Origin of the sequence: Paenibacillus tritici, assembly GCF_013204885.1 — a bacterium.
Taxonomy (GTDB): domain Bacteria; phylum Bacillota; class Bacilli; order Paenibacillales; family Paenibacillaceae; genus Paenibacillus_AQ; species Paenibacillus_AQ tritici.
The window spans coordinates 23,586-42,239 of sequence record NZ_JABMKX010000023.1 but is presented as its reverse complement, the minus strand read 5'-3'; the positions used below and the strand labels follow the sequence as shown (position 1 = coordinate 42,239).

General features: G+C 54.7%; 11 protein-coding genes and 1 pseudogene. 7 read left to right on the top strand and 5 right to left on the bottom strand.

The annotated features are described in order from the left end of the window. Positions 1-8: 8 nt before the first annotated feature. The 3 genes and pseudogenes from HQN87_RS32875 to HQN87_RS32870 form a co-directional block, all read right to left on the bottom strand. Positions 9-2,075: a collagen-like protein gene (locus tag HQN87_RS32875; RefSeq protein WP_173140204.1), complete on the bottom strand. Its 2,067-nt coding sequence runs from the start codon at positions 2,073-2,075 to the stop codon at positions 9-11. Positions 2,076-2,169: 94 nt separating this feature from the next. Beyond that, a complete protein-coding gene (locus HQN87_RS32560; RefSeq protein WP_246552880.1) occupies positions 2,170-4,281 on the bottom strand; it encodes an alpha-helical endospore appendage domain-containing protein in 2,112 nt (703 codons plus the stop codon). Between the two features lie 124 nt (positions 4,282-4,405). Next, positions 4,406-6,508: pseudogene (locus tag HQN87_RS32870) on the bottom strand (alpha-helical endospore appendage domain-containing protein). 235 nt (positions 6,509-6,743) lie between these two features. On the opposite strand from HQN87_RS32870, the gene HQN87_RS33135 reads away from it, so the two are divergent. Both HQN87_RS33135 and HQN87_RS28485 read left to right on the top strand, forming a co-directional pair. Further along, positions 6,744-7,394 (top strand): ricin-type beta-trefoil lectin domain protein, encoded by a 651-nt coding sequence (locus HQN87_RS33135; RefSeq protein ID WP_173140202.1) that lies wholly within the window; start codon positions 6,744-6,746, stop codon positions 7,392-7,394. Positions 7,395-7,543: 149 nt separating this feature from the next. Further along, a complete protein-coding gene (locus HQN87_RS28485; RefSeq protein WP_173140200.1) occupies positions 7,544-8,980 on the top strand; it encodes an amino acid permease in 1,437 nt (478 codons plus the stop codon). Here the strand turns inward: HQN87_RS28485 and HQN87_RS28480 are convergent. After that, the gene (locus tag HQN87_RS28480; RefSeq protein WP_254075713.1) at positions 8,977-9,588 is read right to left on the bottom strand and encodes a LysE family transporter; all 612 of its coding nucleotides are present in this window, start codon (positions 9,586-9,588) and stop codon (positions 8,977-8,979) included. The two genes, HQN87_RS28485 and HQN87_RS28480, sit on opposite strands and share 4 nt — an antisense overlap. A 198-nt stretch (positions 9,589-9,786) precedes the next feature. On the opposite strand from HQN87_RS28480, the gene licT reads away from it, so the two are divergent. The 3 genes from licT to HQN87_RS28465 all read left to right on the top strand — a co-directional run bounded on the left by licT (position 9,787) and on the right by HQN87_RS28465 (position 14,156). Next, positions 9,787-10,641 (top strand): BglG family transcription antiterminator LicT, encoded by an 855-nt coding sequence (gene licT / locus HQN87_RS28475; protein WP_173140198.1) that lies wholly within the window; start codon positions 9,787-9,789, stop codon positions 10,639-10,641. A gap of 196 nt (positions 10,642-10,837) precedes the next feature. Continuing rightward, a complete protein-coding gene (locus tag HQN87_RS28470) occupies positions 10,838-12,724 on the top strand; it encodes a beta-glucoside-specific PTS transporter subunit IIABC (RefSeq protein ID WP_173140196.1) in 1,887 nt (628 codons plus the stop codon). Positions 12,725-12,746: 22 nt separating this feature from the next. Then, entirely contained in the window at positions 12,747-14,156 is a 1,410-nt protein-coding gene (locus HQN87_RS28465; protein ID WP_173140194.1) for a glycoside hydrolase family 1 protein, read from the top strand. 107 nt (positions 14,157-14,263) lie between these two features. On the opposite strand, the gene HQN87_RS28460 is transcribed toward HQN87_RS28465, so the two are convergent. Then, positions 14,264-14,785 carry a DUF3231 family protein gene (locus tag HQN87_RS28460; RefSeq protein ID WP_173140192.1) on the bottom strand — a complete coding sequence of 174 codons (522 nt, stop codon included), beginning with the start codon at positions 14,783-14,785 and terminating at the stop codon, positions 14,264-14,266. A gap of 155 nt (positions 14,786-14,940) precedes the next feature. Here HQN87_RS28460 and bcbE point away from each other — a divergent pair, with 155 nt between their 5' ends. Together bcbE and HQN87_RS32865 are read left to right on the top strand one after the other, a co-directional pair. Continuing rightward, on the top strand, positions 14,941-16,221 hold the full coding sequence (gene bcbE, locus HQN87_RS28455) for a bacillibactin exporter BcbE (protein ID WP_173140190.1): 1,281 nt from the start codon (positions 14,941-14,943) through the stop codon (positions 16,219-16,221). A 240-nt stretch (positions 16,222-16,461) separates the two neighbouring features. Beyond that, positions 16,462-18,654: an alpha-helical endospore appendage domain-containing protein gene (locus tag HQN87_RS32865; RefSeq protein WP_216857480.1), complete on the top strand. Its 2,193-nt coding sequence runs from the start codon at positions 16,462-16,464 to the stop codon at positions 18,652-18,654.

The window sequence follows — 18,654 nt, the reverse complement described above, 5'->3', positions numbered from 1 at the left end:
ATAGTTCGTTAGATCAAGGTATTAATCGTCAGCCCGCATCTGTCAGAGTTAACAGTTACAACCGCACCTCCAAAATTCTGAACCTCCAAAGTAGCATCAACTGCTACTAAGCGAAGATCAATAATAGCACTAGTAGTATGATTGACATTTGTATTATTGGAAGCTGATGAGAGAGTTCCTGGAACAAAAACGCTTGGAGCGTTAGGATAATCACCCCGGGCTAAGCGGAAAGTGTTATTAGCAGCAGCCCCTACCGTGTATATGACTAGATAAGCGTGCCCGGCTTTTAATCTAAAGGTTCCAGCTGAAAGCGTTACATCGTCGCTTGTTCCGATAGTTGTGTCGAACTTCACAGGTCCCGAAACGCCTGCAGTTGTACCTGCTGTTCCTATTGTTGCATAGAGATAGTCAGTCGCTGAACCTGACACTCCGGTAGGCCCGGTGACGCCGGTGGGTCCGGTAACGCCAGTCGGTCCGGTGACGCCGGTGGGTCCGGTGACGCCAGTAGGTCCGGTGACGCCAGTGGGTCCGGTGACGCCGGTGGGTCCGGTAACGCCGGTCGGTCCGGTAACCCCGGTGGGTCCGGTGACACCAGTGGGTCCGTTGACGCCAGTGGGTCCGGTAACGCCAGTGGGTCCGGTAACGCCAGTGGGTCCGGTAACGCCAGTGGGTCCGGTAACCCCGGTGGGTCCGGTAACGCCGGTGGGCCCAGTGACGCCGGTGGGTCCGGTAACTCCGGTGGGTCCGGTAACGCCAGTGGGTCCGGTAACGCCAGTGGGTCCGGTAACGCCAGTGGGTCCGGTAACCCCGGTGGGTCCGGTAACGCCGGTGGGTCCGGTAACCCCGGTGGGTCCGGTAACGCCGGTGGGTCCGGTAACGCCGGTCGGTCCGGTGACGCCGGTGGGTCCAGTGACGCCGGTGGGTCCAGTGACGCCGGTGGGTCCGGTAACCCCGGTCGGCCCTCTAAGGCCAGTCGGTCCTGTAACTCCTGTTGGCCCTGTAACTCCTGTTGGCCCTGTAAGGCCGGTCGGTCCTGTAATCCCCGTCGGCCCTGTAATCCCTGTAGGCCCTGTAATCCCTGTAGGCCCCGTAATTCCGGTAGGTCCGGTGATGCCAGTGGGTCCAGTGATCCCCGTGGGCCCTGTAATTCCCGTGGGCCCGGTAACCCCAGTCGGTCCAATCAGGCCGGCGGGTCCGCTCATGCCCCTCAGTTTCGGGCCAGTCGCGCCTGTAATACCGGTTGGTCCCTTGATCCCTGTGGGGCCGTTGTCGCCGATGGGCCCACTGTTGCCTGTAGAACCCTTGACGCCGGTTGGCCCTGTAACCCCCGTGGGTCCGGTGACCCCGGTTGGCCCCGTGATACCAATTGCCCCGGTTGCTCCTGCCCCGGTCGGTCCGGCAGGCCCGGTTGCACCGCGTTCACCAATCTCCTGCCAGGCCGTCCAGGTTGCTCCCCCATTCTGGCTGCTGCGGTAATAGAGCGCAGGATTAGAGATATATAGCTGCTGAATATAAGCTCCAACCTGGGAGACATACAAGGTCCAGACGGCCGGGTGCATTACCGGCGGACTATCAGGGGGAGCCGTTCCATTGGGATCATTCGAGCTGTACACGCCAGCTTGAGTGAACGAGCTTAAGGGGGAAGCGGATGGCTCTTCGGTTAAGGGCAGGGCGTCGATGTCCTCAGGCTCCAGTACGACTGCTCCGGTTAGGCCGTTAACACTTAGAGCGCCGCCTGCAGGACCGGTAGCCCCCGTGGGTCCGCTGGGTCCGATGACAATAGGCAGGTTGGCGGCTGTCTTGAGCTTCGAATCCAGCATCATCTCCTGCTTGAAGACGGTATCCAGCATGGATTGCACGTTACTGTTGACCTGTAGCACCTGTGCCAGAGTGGCTGGCGGACCGCTCATCCCTGGCAGCGTGCCCAGGGCAAATTGAATCTTCTCTCCTTCCGCATTAATAATGTGGGCCAAGCCGAGTTCTTCCATAGCAATGGAAGAGAATAGCAGGTTAACTACGTCGTCCCGCGTCAATGAAATCGACGGAGTGATATTTGGAATGTTAGGTGTGGACAAATAAAACCCTCCTTCATGATTTGATAGTTCAGTGGAACGGAAGAATTGAGTGAAAGCATACGGACAATCTGAACTGGATGCCCGTATTAGAATGTTATTGTAGAGTCACAATAGTTACTTGACATCTCGGAGAAATGACAACAGTAGCTGTAGCTCCAGCATTCAGTACTGCCAGTGCAGTATTTGGTTGTGCAAGAAGATCAAGAATCACGGAAGAAGTATGGTTAGAATCAGATCCATTTGATGCATCTGTAAGTGTTCCCGGTATCCTTGTTGCCGGAACAGAACCGGCAGTACCTGTAGCGAGCTGGAATGTCCTGTTCTGACCGGACCCTACCGAGTAGATGATCAGATAAATATGGCCGCCCGTTAAAGTGAATATTCCCGTTAGATTATCAAGCTTTATATTGTTACTTCCTCCTGAAGGTGCAATAGTATCAAAAAGGACAGGGGTGCCTGGAGGAATGTTAGGATCCGTAGCAGCGATTGTCGCATTGGCAAAGTCACTGGATAATGCTGTTGGCCCGGTAGCTCCGGTGACGCCCGTGGCTCCGGTGACGCCCGTGGGTCCGGTGACGCCCGTGGGTCCTGCGGTAACACCAGTTGGACCCGTAACACCCGTAGGTCCGGTGACGCCGGTCGGACCTGTGACACCCGTAGGTCCGGTGACGCCGGTTGGCCCGGTGACGCCCGTGGGTCCTGCGGTAACGCCGGTTGGACCCGTGGCGCCAGTAGGCCCGGTGACACCCGTAGGTCCGGTAATGCCTGTGGGCCCGGTGACGCCGGTCGGCCCAGTAACACCGGTCGGACCGGTGACAACACTCGTAGGACCCGTGATGCCGGTGGTTCCCGTGACGCCGGTCGGACCGGTGACACCCGTTGGCCCGGTGATGCCGGTGGCTCCGGTGGCTCCAGTGGCTCCGGTAACGCCAGTGGCTCCGGTTATAGTGCTGGTCGGACCGGTGACACCGGTGGGTCCGGTAACGCCAGTTGGTCCGGTGGCACCCGTAGGTCCGGTGGCACCGGTGGGTCCGGTGACGCCCGTCGGCCCAGTAGCACCTGTAGGTCCGGTGACGCTGCTAGTGGGACCAGTAACACCGGTGGGTCCAGTAACACCAGTCGGTCCAGTGATGCCCGTGGGTCCAGTGACACCTGTCGGTCCGGTGGCACCGGTGGGTCCGGTAACACCGGTCGGTCCGGTTATAGTACTGGTCGGCCCGGTGGCACCGGTGGGTCCGGTGACGCCAGTGGCTCCGGCGGTGATTCCGGTTGGACCTCTGACGCCAGTGGACCCGGTAGCACCAGTCGGTCCAGTGATACCAGTCGGCCCGGTAACGCCGCTGGGTCCGGTAACGCCCCGGATTCCGGTGATTCCGGTGGGTCCGGTAGCACCGGTGGGTCCGGTAACACCGGTGGGTCCGGTAGCGCCGGTCGGCCCGATAACGCCGGTGGCTCCGGTGATTCCGGTAGGCCCAGTGGGTCCGGTAGCACCTTGTGGAGCTCCGGTAGCACCTGGTCCGGTCGGGCCCACCGAACCTGTTGCACCGCGTTCACCAATTTCCTGCCAGGGCGTCCAGGTCCCCCCGGCATTCGGGCTGCTGCGGTAGTAAAGGGCAGGGTTGGAGATATAAATCTGTTGAATATAAGTTCCTACCTGAGACACATACAGGGTCCAGACCGCAGGATGCGTTACAGGCGGGGTGTCCGGAGGCGGGGTTCCGTTGGGATTATTGGAGCTGTAGACACCTGATTCGATAAAGGAACCTAAAATAGAGTTGGATGGCTCTTCATTGTTGGGCAGGGCCCCTACGTCTGCAGGGTCCAGCACAATAGCTCCAGTCAGACCGTTGACGCTGGTGACGGGACTTGGAGCGCCAGTTGGCCCGACAGGACCTGTCGGGCCCGCCAAGCTGGGGACACCAGCAGCCGTCTTGAGCTTCGAGCCCAGCATCATTTCCTGCCGTAAGATGCTCTCCATCATGCCTTGCGTACTACTATTCACCTGTAGAATCTGTGCCAGGGTGGCCGGTGGACCGCTTAATCCCGGCAGTGTGCCTAAGGCAAACTGGATTTTCTCTCCCTCGGCATTAATAATGTGCGCCAAACCAAGTTCTTCCATAGCGATAGAAGAGAAAATCAGATTAATTACGTCGTCTCTCGTCAATGAGATTGACGGAGTGATATTAGGAATATTGGGTGTGGACAAATAAAACCCTCCTTCATATTGTGATGCTTCAGTATATGTCGATATTTATCATAAGGAAGGAAGATGGCCTACTGGACTGAAAGAAAAGCATCCAAAAGAATGCTCCTTCATGATGTGATGGACGTTATCTCAGAGTCACAATAGTCAATTGACATCGGTCATTATCGATAATAGCTTCAGTAGCTTGGGCATTTTGGACGGCCAGTGTTGTTAAACTTTGTACAGCGCTAAGATCAATAACTGCGGACGAAGTGTGATTGGCATCTGAACCGTTTGTGGCCAGTGTAAGAGTTCCTGGTACCAAGGTATCTGGATCGTTCGGATCGATACCTGTCACAAGCTGAAAGGACTTATCTTGCCGGGAGCCTATGGAATAGATGACCAGATAAATATGACCGCCAGTTAAAACGAATATTCCTGTATTAGGAACCGGGTATATAGTGTTATCTGGATTAAATGGAATGTATGAATCGAAAGGGATAAAGGAATTACCTGGAATAACAGGAACTACATCATTTGAGATAGTGGCATTTAAAAACTTGCTGGATAATCCTACAGGACCGGTATGGCCGGTAACGCCGGTAGGTCCTGTATGTCCGGTGACGCCAGTAACACCAGTAGCTCCACGGGTAAGGCTCGTGACACCGGTGACGCCGGTAGGTCCTGTATGTCCGGTGACGCCGGTGACGCCGGTAGGTCCACGGGTAAGGCTCGTAACCCCGGCCACGCCGGTAGGTCCGGTAAAACCGGTGACGCCGGTCACGCCAGTAGGCCCGGTATGTCCGGTGACGCCGGTCACGCCGGTAGTTCCTCGGGTAAGACCGGTGACGCCGGTAATGCCGTTAGGTCCGGTATGTCCGGAGATGCCAGTAACGCCGGTAGTTCCTCGGGTAAGGCTTGTTACACCGGTAACGCCATTAGGTCCAGTGTGGCCAGTAGCACCGGTAACACCGGTAATGCCTCGATTTAGACCAGTGAAGCCGGAAACGCCGGTAGGCCCGGCATGTCCGGTGATGCCGGAAACACCGGTAGGTCCGGTAAGGCCAGTGAAGCCGGAAATACCGATAGACCCGGCAGGCCCTGTGACGCCAGTCATGCCGGTATGCCCGGTATGCCCCGGGACGCCAGTCATGCCGGTATGCCCGGTATGCCCCGTGACGCCAGTCACGCCGGTATACCCGGTATGTCCAGTGACGCCGGTCACGCCCGTATACCCGGTATGTCCAGCGACGCCGGTCGCGCCAGTAGGCCCGGTATGTCCGGTGACGCCGGTCACGCTAGTAGGCCCGGTATGTCCCGTCACGCCGGTGTGCCCCATGACGCCGGTCACACCGGTATGCCCGGTAGAGCCTGTAACGCCGGTTGGTCCGGTATGCCCCGTGAGGCCGGTGTAGCCGGTAACGCCCGTAACACCAGTGACGCCAGTGACCCCGGTAATGCCGGTAGCGCCTGAGATGCCTCTGATACCCGTGGGTCCTGTGACGCCGGTCGGCCCAGTAGATCCGAGAGCACCCTGTGGAGCTCAGGTAGCGCCAGCGCCGCTCGGGCCTGTTGCTCCTGTCGCACCCCGTTCCCCAATTTCCTGCCAGAGCGTCCAGGTAACCCCGGCATCGGAACTGCTGCGGTAATAAAGGGCAGGGTTGGAGATATATATCTGCTGAATGTAACGTCCAACCTGAGACACATACAGGGTCCAGACCGACGGATGCGCTACTGGCGGGCTATCCGGGGACACTGCTCCAAAGGGGTTGTTAGAGCTGTAGACGCCGGCCGCGGTAAACGACTTCAAATTGGAATTGGAAGGCTCTTCATTGTTGGGCAGGGCCCCTACGTCAGCAGGGTCCAGCACAATAGCTCCAGTCTGGCCGTTGACGCTGGTGACGGGACTTGGAGCGCCAGTCGGCCCGACAGGACCTGTCGAGCCCGCCAAGCTGGGGACGCCAGCAGCCGTCTTGAGCTTCGAGCCCAGCATCATTTCCTGCCGTAAGATGCTTTCCATCATGCCTTGCGTACTACTATTCACCTGTAGAATCTGTGCCAGGGTGGCCGGTGGACCACTTAATCCCGGCAGTGTGCCTAAGGCGAACTGAATTTTTTCTCCCTCAGCATTAATAATGTGCGCCAAACCAAGTTCTTCCATAGCGATAGAAGAGAAAATCAGATTTATTACGTTATCCCGCGTCAATGAGATTGACGGAGTGATATTAGGAATATTGGGCGTGGACAAATAAAGCCCTCCTTAATGATGGATGGTTCAGTATATGTGTGGGCTAATCATTCGGGGGGTAAAGTAGCCCATAGAAATGAAATAAGTGCCCGGCAATACGAGGGCTTCGAGGATTGATATTTGAGTTATGTATTGAAAAAACCGCAAAGTCTTCGCTAAAGCGAGATTTGCGGTCTTTACAGGCCACACCTATCAGTTTCATCTGAAGGAACGGTCCCCCAGTTATTATGGGGTAGTGGTTAGAGATGTTACGGCTGGCACTTCGTTTGATCTCGGTCAAGTGCAGATTGCTCCGGGTCTGGAAATATCAGGAACTGGAACTAAGCTTTTTACAGAATATTTTGACTGGAACAACACGAACACCCGTTGCGGCGATGAACCTCATTCGAGAATTTCCATTTATGCACCCACCACCATCTATAACGGCAAAGTTAAAACAGCACCCTATCTCGGTTTGACTGTTAGCTCCGATTGTCCGGGAACCAGCAAGATTATGGTAAAAGGGAATCAGGTTGTTCAGGAGTACGGCATTGGGAACTCTCCGGGCGGTCAGCTGATCAATCAGGCGAACGGGCTGTGCGCGGATGTTATGAACGGCAGCAGCGAGGTAGGAGCGCAGCTGATCCAGTATGCTTGCACCAACGCAAGCAATCAGGTCTTTGTATTTGCCTCAGACGGGACGCTGCACACCCAGACGCATTGTCTGGATGCCGGCTCCTCTCCTCCGGATGGAGCGCCCCTCGTTCTCGCGGAATGCAATAATGGATCGCCTACCCAGCATTGGGGGCTGCATCCGTACGGAATTGAGAGCTCAGGGGGATTAACGATTGGCACCCGAGAACTATTCAACAAGCAGCGGAGCACGTCTAATCGTGAAAAAAATTGATTATAGCAACTTTCCGTATGAGACGAAATGGACCTTCAACACCGCTCCAAGTCCATAATCAATAAAATAAAATTCATGAATCCGCACGGACCGGGAATTCTACAATTGGAGAGAAATCTCCAATTCTGAAGACGGTGAGGACGGAATTCATGAATCAAGCTTCCGGTACAACTGAAAAAGACAAGAAGTTAAAATGGTGGCAGCTGAGCTTGCTCGGCATTGCGGGGACGATAGGGACCGGGTATTTTCTCGGCTCAGGTCTGGCGATCTCAATCGGGGGTCCGGCGGTGCTGCTCGTCTACCTGCTTGCGGCAGTAGGGACTTATGTTGTATTCGATGCGCTGGCCCGGATGACGGCGGAGCATCCTGAGCAGGGATCCTTCCGTTCCTATGCTCAAAAAGCATTCGGCAGCTGGGCCGGCTTCGGCAGCGGCTGGTTATATTGGTTCTCGGAACTGCTGATTATGGGCAGCCAGCTAACCGCGCTATCCATTTTCTCGCGTTTTTGGTTCCCGGCTGTACCGATGTGGGTGTTCGCTGCCGGATTCGCGGCGGTGAGCCTGCTGATTGTGTTCTTCGGCAATAAAGGCTTCGACCGGGTAGAGAATCTGCTCGCCATCATCAAAGTGGCGGCTATTCTTATGTTCCTCGGTATAGCTGCTGCGCTCCTGGCTGGCTGGATTGGCGGCGCTTCGTTCACACCGAAGGTGCCCCTGGGCTATAAGGCGCTCTTTCCAGCGGGAAGCATCGGGCTGTGGTCCGCGTTTATTTTTGCTTTTTATGCCTATGGCGGCATAGAGGTACTTGGGATTATGTCCTACAGGCTTAAGAATCCGGAGGAGGCGCCGAAGGCGGGGAAGGTGATGCTGGTGGGACTGGCGTCAGTGTATATCCTGTCAATTGGGCTGGCGGTGATTATGGTGCCGCTGAGCGCTTTTAATCCGAAGGAGAGTCCGTTCGTACTTGCCCTGCGCAGCGACCATATGGCCTTCGTGCCGCATCTGTTCAACGGAGTACTGATCATTGCAGGCTTCTCTACGATGACCGCCTCGCTGTATGCGATCACCTCGATGATGCTTACTCTCGCGCAGGAGGGGGATGCGCCTAAGGTGTTCTCGAAGAAATGGAAGGAGAAGTATCCGTTCTTCGCCTTGTGCCTGATTGCCGCCGGTCTGACAGGTGCTATTGTGATGTCCCTGATGCTGCCGGGGAAGGTGTATGAATATATCACCACCGCTGCCGGACTGATGATCCTCTATAACTGGTCGTTCATCCTGCTCTCTGCGGGCAAGCTGCTTAAGCCCAGTCTTCTGGGAGGAGTGAAGCGCTGGACGGGGCTGGTGCTGATTATGGCTGCTGTATCAGGCACTCTGTTCCATGCACTCAGCCGTCCGGGCTTCTATATCAGTCTGCTGATTGTATCGCTGATTGCGCTTGGGGACTGGATCGTGCAGCATTTCCGCAACAAGAGTGCTGCTTCAGCTAAGGAAGACAAGCCGGAAGCAGAGGAGGGACAATACCATTCTCTGCACGGGGGTCCGGGCTTCCGGATTAAGGGCATCCGGCTGCGGAAGAACAAGATCTAATGGAAGAACAGCAGCCGGGCAGCCTGGATGCCGAAATAGAAGCCGAAGCCGACCAGCGACAGGCCGGAGCAAACGGAGATGGCCCGCAGTACCCGGATCGTCAGGAATCTGCGGAAAATGCTGGAGGCTGCGGCCATGGTGACATCCCAGAGCAGTATCCCAAGGACGATGGCGCCGCTGTAAATCAGTAACTGCTGCATCGGATAATCATTGACAGCCTTGGCTAAGATAGAGCCGTAGATTCCCAGCCAGAACAGGATGGACAGAGGGTTGAACAGGGACATCAGGAACCCGGCCGTGAAGGATTTGGACAGGGAGGCCTCACTGCCCCTCATGTCTGCGGCCGACAGCTCACCTGAATGCTTAATGCTCTCCACCCCGGTATAGACCAGGACGAAGAAGCCGAACAGCCACAGGAAGGCTTTGACGAATGGAGCGTCCAGGAGATGAATCATGCCCAGATAGACCAGCAGCATGTAGATGACATCGGCGGCAATGGCCCCCAGGCCGACCACCCAGGCGTGCATGAAGCCTCCGCGCAGACCCTTGTCCAGCTGCGCTGCATTAATGGGGCCGATCGGTGCCGACAGGGATAACCCCAGAACCATATAGCTTAGGAATATGTTAATGTTGTCCTCCTCCTTTTTAGATATCTTATTCATCTGAAGGCAGGAATAGGACAACCAGAAGCAGGCCCGCGGGAGATTCGCGGGCCTCTTCCTGCAGCCGTCACCCCTTGTCTTTGTTCACACTGCTGTGTTATCTTAGGATATATTTTTAGGGAGTCTACAGATAGAGGTGAAGGCATGATTATCCGGCAAATTTTCAATAACAACGTGATTCGCGCGGAGGACCAGGTCGGGCATGAATATGTTGTCATTGGGAACGGGTTAGGCTACAAGAAGAAGGCTGGGCAAAGGGTGGAAGAGGACAGAATAGAGAAGACATTCATGCTGAAGCCCGATAAAGTCCCGCGTAAATTAATTGATTTGATTGGAGAGACTTCTGCTGAGTATTTCTCACTGGCCGATGAAATTATAGGCTATGCCAAAGCAGAAATGGGCGACATCTTCAACGACAATATTTATATCACGTTAATTGATCATATTCATTTCGCCATTGCCCGCTACAGGAAGTCGATGAATCTGAAGAATGCATTGTTCTGGCAGATCAAGAAATTCTATCCCAAGGAGTTCTCCATTGGTGTACATGCCCTGAGTCTGATCCACAAGCATTTCGGGCTCGATATGGATCAGGATGAAGCCAGCTTTATTGCGATGCATTTCGTCAATGCCCGTCAGGGTGGACAGGAGATGCAGCGTACGGTAGAGGTCACCAGGGCGATGAGCGAGATCTTCAGCATTCTGACGGACGAATATCAGGTGAAGCTCAATGAGAATTCGTTCAACTACTCCAGGTTCCTTACCCATCTCCAGTATTTTCTCCAGCGGATGATCAGCGGGGAACAGGAGCGGTCAGCTTCAGGCGACAACTTCCTGTACGATCAGATTAAGGAGAAATTTCCCAAGGCTTTTGAGTGTACCCGCAAGATCAATCAGTACCTGGAACAGGAATACGGCAATGCCATGTCGATTGACGAGAAGGTCTATCTTACGATCCATATTCAGCGGGTAACTACTCGGGATATGAATCCGGTGTAAGAAAAAGGAAAGGTAAAAGTGCTTGCAAACGATTACTTAATCCGCTATATTGGAGTCACAACTTAAATCTAAGGATTGTTACTGCCAAAGCAGGCGATACCTAAACGAGATGTGGATCACCCTTGTGTGATCTCACAATCTTCGTTTAGGTTTTTTTTATGCCCATTTTTTGGCTGTAAAGCAAAGGAGAATCAGCATGGATAACCAAAAAATGTCCGAAGACATCATCCGGCTTGTTGGCGGGGAAGAGAATATCAACGATCTTGTCCATTGTGCCACCCGGCTGAGATTCAGCCTCAAGGATAACAAGAAGGCGCAGAGGGAAGCGCTGGAGAAGCATGAAGGTGTAATTACGGTGGTGGAGAGCGGGGGGCAATTCCAGGTTGTCGTCGGCAGCAATGTCGCGAATGTATATGCCGAGATTGTCAAGAACACCAGCTTCCTGTCCGGCACCTCCACAGACGATAAGAATTCCGGCCAGAAGACCTCTGCCGTATCCAAGGTGTTCGAGATCATCTCCGGGAGCTTCTCCCCGCTGATTCCCGTCATGGCAGGATCAGGGATGCTCAAGGCGCTGCTGACCGTGCTTACGCTGCTGGGCTGGATGTCCGATTCAAGCGATACCTATCTGATCCTGTCCGCAGCAGGCAATGCAGTATTCTATTTCCTGCCGATATTCCTGGGGATCACGCTGGGTATCAAATTAAAAGCTAATCCTTATGTAGCGGGAGCTATAGGTGCGGCGCTGATGGAACCGAACTTTACGGGGATGCTTGAAGGGGATACCGCACGCTCCTTCTTAGGTATTCCGGTTGTCATGGTCAGTTATGCCTCCAGTGTATTCCCGATCTTCATTGCCATTAGCATCTATGCACTGCTGGACAAGCTGTTGAAGAAGATCATCCTCAAAGATCTGCAGATCTTCATGGTTCCGATGCTCTCGCTGATGATTATGGTTCCGCTGTCTGTGATGGCCTTCGGTCCATTCGGCACCAGTGTCGGAGACTGGATCGCATCCGGTGTGACCTGGCTGATTGGCGTCAGCGGTATACTGTCAGGCATTGTGCTGGGCGGGGGGATGACGTTCATGGTCGTGCTAGGACTTCACTGGGGATTCACTCCGATCACCCTGCAGAATATAGCAAATGGCGGTGATCCGATTGAGGCGATGGCTTCGGCTGCGGTGTTTGCCCAGATTGGTGTAGCTTTTGGGATCTTCCTGAAGGCCAAGAAAGACCGTTCCCTGCGGAGTATCGCCGCTTCTTCGGGAATCACCGGACTGCTGGCCGGAGTCAGCGAGCCGATCGTATACGGCCTGATCCTCCGCTATAAGCGGGTGATCCCGATCGTTATTATTGCCGGGGCGCTGGGGGGAGCCATCAATGGTCATTTCGGCGTCCTGTATACGGCTTATGTGTTCCATAATATATTCTCCATTCCTGTCGAGCAGCCGATGTCCATCTTCATTATCTCCATGGTGGTCTCCCTGGGTACAGGCTTGCTGCTGACCTTGCTGTTCGGGTATGAGAGCAAAGCGAAGAATGAAGGTTCTGCTCCGGAAACGGTGCCCCAACCCATAGTTGACCCCGTACTGCCGGACAAGCCATCAGCGCTGGTGGCAGACCTTAGGAAAGAGCATATTTTCAGTCCGCTGTCCGGTGCCGCCTTCCCGCTAAGCAGTGTTCCTGATGAGGCCTTCTCTTCCGGGGCGATGGGCAGAGGGCTTGCAATTGATCCTGTCATCGGAGAAGTGGTTGCTCCCGTGGACGGTACAGTGACTTCTATCTTCCCGACGGGTCATGCGATCGGTATTACTTCCGCAGCAGGAACCGAACTGTTGATTCATATCGGAATTAATACCGTGGGCCTGAAAGGCAAGCACTTCACGCCTATGGTCAAGGAAGGAGACCTGGTGTCACAGGGGGATCTGCTCATCCGGTTCGACCTGGAGCAGATTAAGGCAGCCGGTTATCAGACAATTACACCGGTCATTGTAACGCTGACTCCCAAAGAGGTTGAGGTCTTTGAGACCAGCCAGAAGCAGGTAGAGAAGAACGATGTTATTTTGACCCTGGTGGATTAAACAATACAGAGGAGGAAACGATATGCTGCATAAACAACTTAACGCTTTTCCGGAGGATTTCTTGTGGGGGGGCTCTACTTCGGCCTATCAGCTGGAGGGAGCCTGGGATGAAGACGGCAAAGGGCCTTCCGTGATTGATCTGGCCAACCATGTGGAAGGGGTGACTGACTTCAAGGTTGCCAGTGACCACTACCATATGTATAAAGAGGACGTAGCTCTGATGGCGGAAATGGGCTTCAAGGCTTACCGCTTCTCCATTGCCTGGAGCCGGATCTATCCGCAAGGGGACGGAGCCGTCAATCCGAAGGGTCTTGAATTCTACAGCCTGCTGATCGACGAGCTGCTTAAGTATGGGATTGAACCCATCGTAACCATGTACCACTTTGATCTGCCCTATGCGCTGGAAGAGCGGGGAGGCTGGTCGAATCGGGCTACTATTGATGCTTTTGAGCAATATGCCAAGACGCTGTATGAGAATTACGGGGACCGCGTGAAATGGTGGCTGACCATCAATGAACAGAATATGCTTATTCTGCATCCGGGGTCCATTGGAACCTTGAATGAGAACATGACCGACCCGCAAAAAGAGCTGTACCAGCAGAATCACCATATGCTCCTGGCCCAGGCGAAAGCGATGGTGTTATGTCATCAGATGCTCCCGGACGCCAAAATCGGTCCCGCCCCCAACATCGGGGTCATCTACCCGGCCAGCTCCAAGCCGGAGGATATGCTGGCCGCAGATAATTATGCCGCCATCCGCAATTGGCTGTATTTAGATATGGCGGTCTATGGACGTTATAATCATATCGCCTGGAGCTATCTGGTGGAGAAAGGATATCAGCCTGTCATTGAGGAAGGAGATATGGAGATCCTCGGACAAGGTCACCCTGATTTCATTGCCTTCAATTATTACACCTCCCAGACGGTAGGCGAGAGTAAAAATGACGGCAATGATTACTCTCACACGGGCGATCAACACGAAATCGTCGGAGAACCGGGAGCCTACAGGGGGTCTGTGAACCCTAATCTGCAGACTACAGAGTTCGGCTGGGAGATTGATCCTGTCGGCTTCAGAACGACGCTCCGCCAGATCTATTCCCGTTATCATCTGCCGCTGATTGTCACGGAGAACGGGTTGGGTGCGTTCGACAAGCTTGAAGACGATGGAACGGTAAATGATGAATACCGGATGGACTTCTTCCGCAAGCATATCGAGCAGATCCAGCTCGCACTGACAGACGGTGTAGAGGTGTTCGGATTCTGTCCGTGGTCAGCGATTGATCTGGTCAGCACGCATCAGGGCTCCAGTAAAAGGTACGGCTTCATCTATGTGGACCGCGAAGAATTCGATCTGAAGGAGCTCCGCCGTGTACGGAAGAACAGCTTCTATTGGTATCAGAAGCTGATTGCTTCCAGAGGAGAGATTCGCTGATCCATACGAACAAATACGGATAATTAAAAGGACCGCCCTCATAATGGACGGTCCTTTGTGTTGCGTGATGTCTGCTGCAAACCGAATAAAGGTGCAGGGGTGCAGACTTAGGCTTTAACAGGCTCCGGCCGTTTCACCAGCAGCGGAGGAGGGATCAGCCAGCCTTTTTTCTTCAGCAAATGCAGGTTCTTCACACCGAGGGCCGCCTTGGTCAGATGATACTTGGCGAACAAAGCTCCGATATCCTCACGGATGGATTGTCCCATCGCCTGGCTGCAAGCCACAAGTCCGGCAGCCAGATTCGCTGCAAGCATAGCCGCTATTTCAGGATCTGTAAACCGTGCACCGACAGGGATATCCTCCAGCTTTGCCTCAGGCCGGTTCGGCATGACTGGCGCAGACGCGAGCCCCTGCTCGGACAGCAGCGTGTCGCACTCACTGATCTCCAGCTCCGCCTGATCAATCATCGCAGCAATGATTTTCTTCAGATCACTGTCACCGGCATGATACATATAAGCCCGGTAACACGATATTGCTCCCTTGGCAGCCATTGAGGCTTGCCATACCGCATAGATCTCTCCATAATGCATCGGTTCTTCCTTCGGGTTACCGCCTAGAATCCCAGTCATAATCAGGCTCCTTTTATGCTGAATTTTGAACAAGCAATAGCATACCCTTAACCGCTTGTCCTTTATGCTGCCGACATTTCTTGACAATCTGTATAAATCCGGGCGTTAGAACCACAATAAGCAGGATGCAACTATACAAGAAGGTGGTTCGTCCAATGAAAGGGTCAAAAGGGGCATTAATCGCACTTGCTTCCATCCCGCTAATTATGACACTGGGCAATTCAATGCTGTTGCCGATCCTGCCGCAGATCTCCAAGGAGCTGGGGATCACTGCCTTTCAAGTCAGTATGCTCATCACGGTCTATGGCCTGATCGCCATTCTGATGATTCCCGTGGCCGGATATTTATCAGACCGCTATGGGCGAAAAAAAGTAATTCTGCCCAGCCTGATCCTGGCAGCTGTGGGCGGAGCGGTATGTGTGGCAGCCGCCTGGTTCTCCACCGGAATCAGCGCGTATTGGATCATCCTTGGAGGACGTTTCATCCAGGGGATTGGTGCGGCGGGCGCCTTTCCCATTGTTATTCCGTTCGTAGGCGATCTGTTCAAGGATGAGAAAGAGGTCAGTAAGGGACTTGGAATCATTGAGACCTCGAATACGTTCGGTAAAGTATTAAGCCCGATTCTGGGTGCTTATCTGGGGACTATACTGTGGTATGCTCCCTTCATTGCGATTCCGGTGCTATGTCTGATTTCCTGCGCACTGGTTATCTTTCTCGTGCATAAGCCGAAGACGGAGGACAAGGCAGAGCCCAAAAGCCTGAAGCAATTCATGACCGGCATCAAAGAAACGCTGCATGAGCGGGGCCGCTGGCTGTACGCTATCTTCGCCATTGGCGGAATCTGCATGTTTGCAACCTTCGGGGTGTTATTCTATTTATCCGAGACATTAGAAGCGAAGTATAATCTGCATGGGGCCTACAAAGGCTTCGTACTGGCCATTCCGCTGGCGCTGCTGTGTCTGGCGTCCTATGGGAGCGGTAAGGTCATCGGCAAGAACAAGCCTTTGATGAAGTGGATCGGCTTCGGCGGTATGGTTATCGTTACGGCTGCCATGTTGATTACGGTTTTAAGCGACAATATCTATTTCATGGTAGGCTTCTTAAGCTTAAGCGGGATTGGAATTGGTGTGGTCCTGCCATGTATGGATGCCCTGATTACGGAAGGGATCGAGGAAGAGAGCCGGGGGACCATTACCTCCTTATATAGCAGCATGCGGTTCATCGGCGTTGCGCTGGGGCCGCCGGTGGTGTCCCTGCTGATGAACCGCGGGCATTGGACCCTGTTTGGGACCATGGCGGGTGTAGGCGCAGTCGGCGGGCTGCTGTCCTTCTTCGCAGTGACGCCAAGCAAGGAGGATTCTGAAGGAGGCGGCCAGCCGGTTCGCAGCGAGCATAAGATGAAGAAAGGCAATCCGTTGCGCCAGCGTGTGCGGTAGGCGGTATGGTGATCGCGAGGTTATTCCAGCAGACTAGGCTGCTGGGACAACCAAACAAGCAAGGCCCGCGAGAATGATCGCGGGCCTTCTTGCTGCGGAATTACATGTGGTTAGCAATCCGATTAATTAAACCTTTTTAGTCAATTAGCTGAATTGTTTACCCGACAGGGCATCTACTACACGCACTTTGAGCTTGATATTAATAAGATAGATTAACTCTAGCATAAGGAGGGAAGTATATTGTCGAATCCCAATATTCCGGGCATCACTCCCACGATCACCTTATCAAGGGATGATGTTGTCAATCTGCTATTCTCCTCCATTGCCATGGAGGAGCTTGGACTAGCCCATATTATTAACGCTGAAGGCGAGAAAATACAGTTCGCTCTGGGTACGCTTCCGGGGATCAGCGGTCCCCCTGCTACCCTCGCACAGGTCCTGGAGGTCAATAGCAGCACCCAAGCTATGCTGGACACCATCTTCCGCCAAGAGATGATACTAGATTCCAGGCTCAAGACCGCTTCTAACATACCTGTGGTAAGCGGTCCCATCGGACCGACAGGGCCCAGAGGAGAACCCGGCGGTGTTCTCAGTATCAACGGAGAGGAGGGGGAAGTGATTCTGACTGCAGAAGATGGCATCTTCCCGATCGACAACGTTGAGGCGCCGACCAGTATTCTTGGGAATTACATTGAACCCGGTGTCTACAGCTCAGGCAGCGCTGCCGGGATTGCGGGTCCGCCGGACGGTCCGATAGTGGACCATCCGCCAGTGTGGACGATTTATGTATCCCGTGTAGGTGATTATGTTCAGCAGATCTATATTTCCAATCCGGCTATATACTATCGCAGCAGCCAGAATGTCGGCTTAAACTGGACTCCGTGGGTACCCATCGGCGAGCGGGGACCTACCGGTCCAACCGGCGCAGGTGTAACGGGTAGGGCGGGTGGGACCGGCCCGATTGGGGTTACCGGTTCTAAGGGAGCGATCGGCCTTACAGGTTCGACAGGTGTGAGGGGTGCAACGGGTCTTACAGGTGCGACCGGAGTGACCGGTGCAAAGGGTCTAACGGGTGCAACGGGTCCGACGGGTGCGATAGGTGTGAAGGGTGTAACGGGTGCAACGGGTCTAACCGGTCCAACGGGAGCTACTGGTCCAACGGGCCCGACCGGCCCGATGGGAGTGACCGGCCCGACGGGTGCGACTGGCCCGGTCGGCCAGACCGGTTCTACGGGCGCGACCGGCCTGACAGGGCTAACAGGACCGACCGGAGCCGCGGGCGCGGCGGGGGCAACCGGCGGGGCGGGAGTGACAGGCACCACTGGTCCGACGGGAGTCACCGGCCTAACAGGTGCTATGGGTCCGACGGGAGCAAAGGGCCTGACCGGCCCGATGGGAGCCACCGGGCCAACCGGTTCAACGGGCACCACTGGTCCGACAGGTCGGGCAGGAGTGACAGGCCCGACAGGTCGGACAGGAGCCACGGGTGTGACTGGTCAGACCGGGGTGACTGGTGCTACGGGTCCAACCGGAGCCACCGGTCCGACAGGGGTGAGAGGCCCGACTGGCGTGAGCCTGAGAGGCGTGAGCGGTCCAATAGGGGTGAGCGGTCCAAGCGGTGTAACTGGCCTGGCAGGAGTGACGGGCCCAACCGGAGTGACCGGCCCGACAGGAGTCACTGGCGGGGCAGGTGTGACAGGCCCCACGGGTGCGACTGGCGCGACAGGGTTAACCGGCCGGGCGGGAGCCACGGGCCTGACCGGTCCCACTGGTCCGACAGGTGCTACCGGCCCTACCGGTGCAACCGGCCCTACGGGGGTGATCATCGGCCCGACCGGCCTGGCTGGAGCCACTGGCCCAACCGGAGCCACCGGCCCGACGGGGATCACCGGCTCGACGGGAGACGCGGGTCACACTGGAGCCACCGGTGTAATCGGTGCAACTGGCTTCAGAGGTCGTAACGGTCCAACCGGTGCAACTGGCCACATCGGCTTGACTGGCCCCGCATTAAGACCTATTCCTGCTTATTGTAACGTTACCTTGAATAAAGCGATTAATACATTCGTTGCTATCGGGGGCAGTACTCCATTTAATACCGTTAATGTAATTTCATCCAATGTTCATTTTAACGGGAGTAACACGATTACAGTGGACTTGGCGGGGATTTACCGCATTACCTTTCTGGCGGTTCTAAATGAGGATCACGGAGCCAAGAAGGAGATGACGGTTGCAGTTAATGGAACCCCTATTCCAACTGGTGAATTTCATCAACAGATTACTACAGGATATTTTCAGATGTTCGGCGAGTTTGTTGTTCAGCTTGCTGCAAATTCTCAACTTACGTTGAAAAATACAGGAACAGCCCAATTAGTAGTAGGAGGAAGTAATGTCAACCGGACAGGTGCATTTTTAAATATAATCAGGATCGCATGA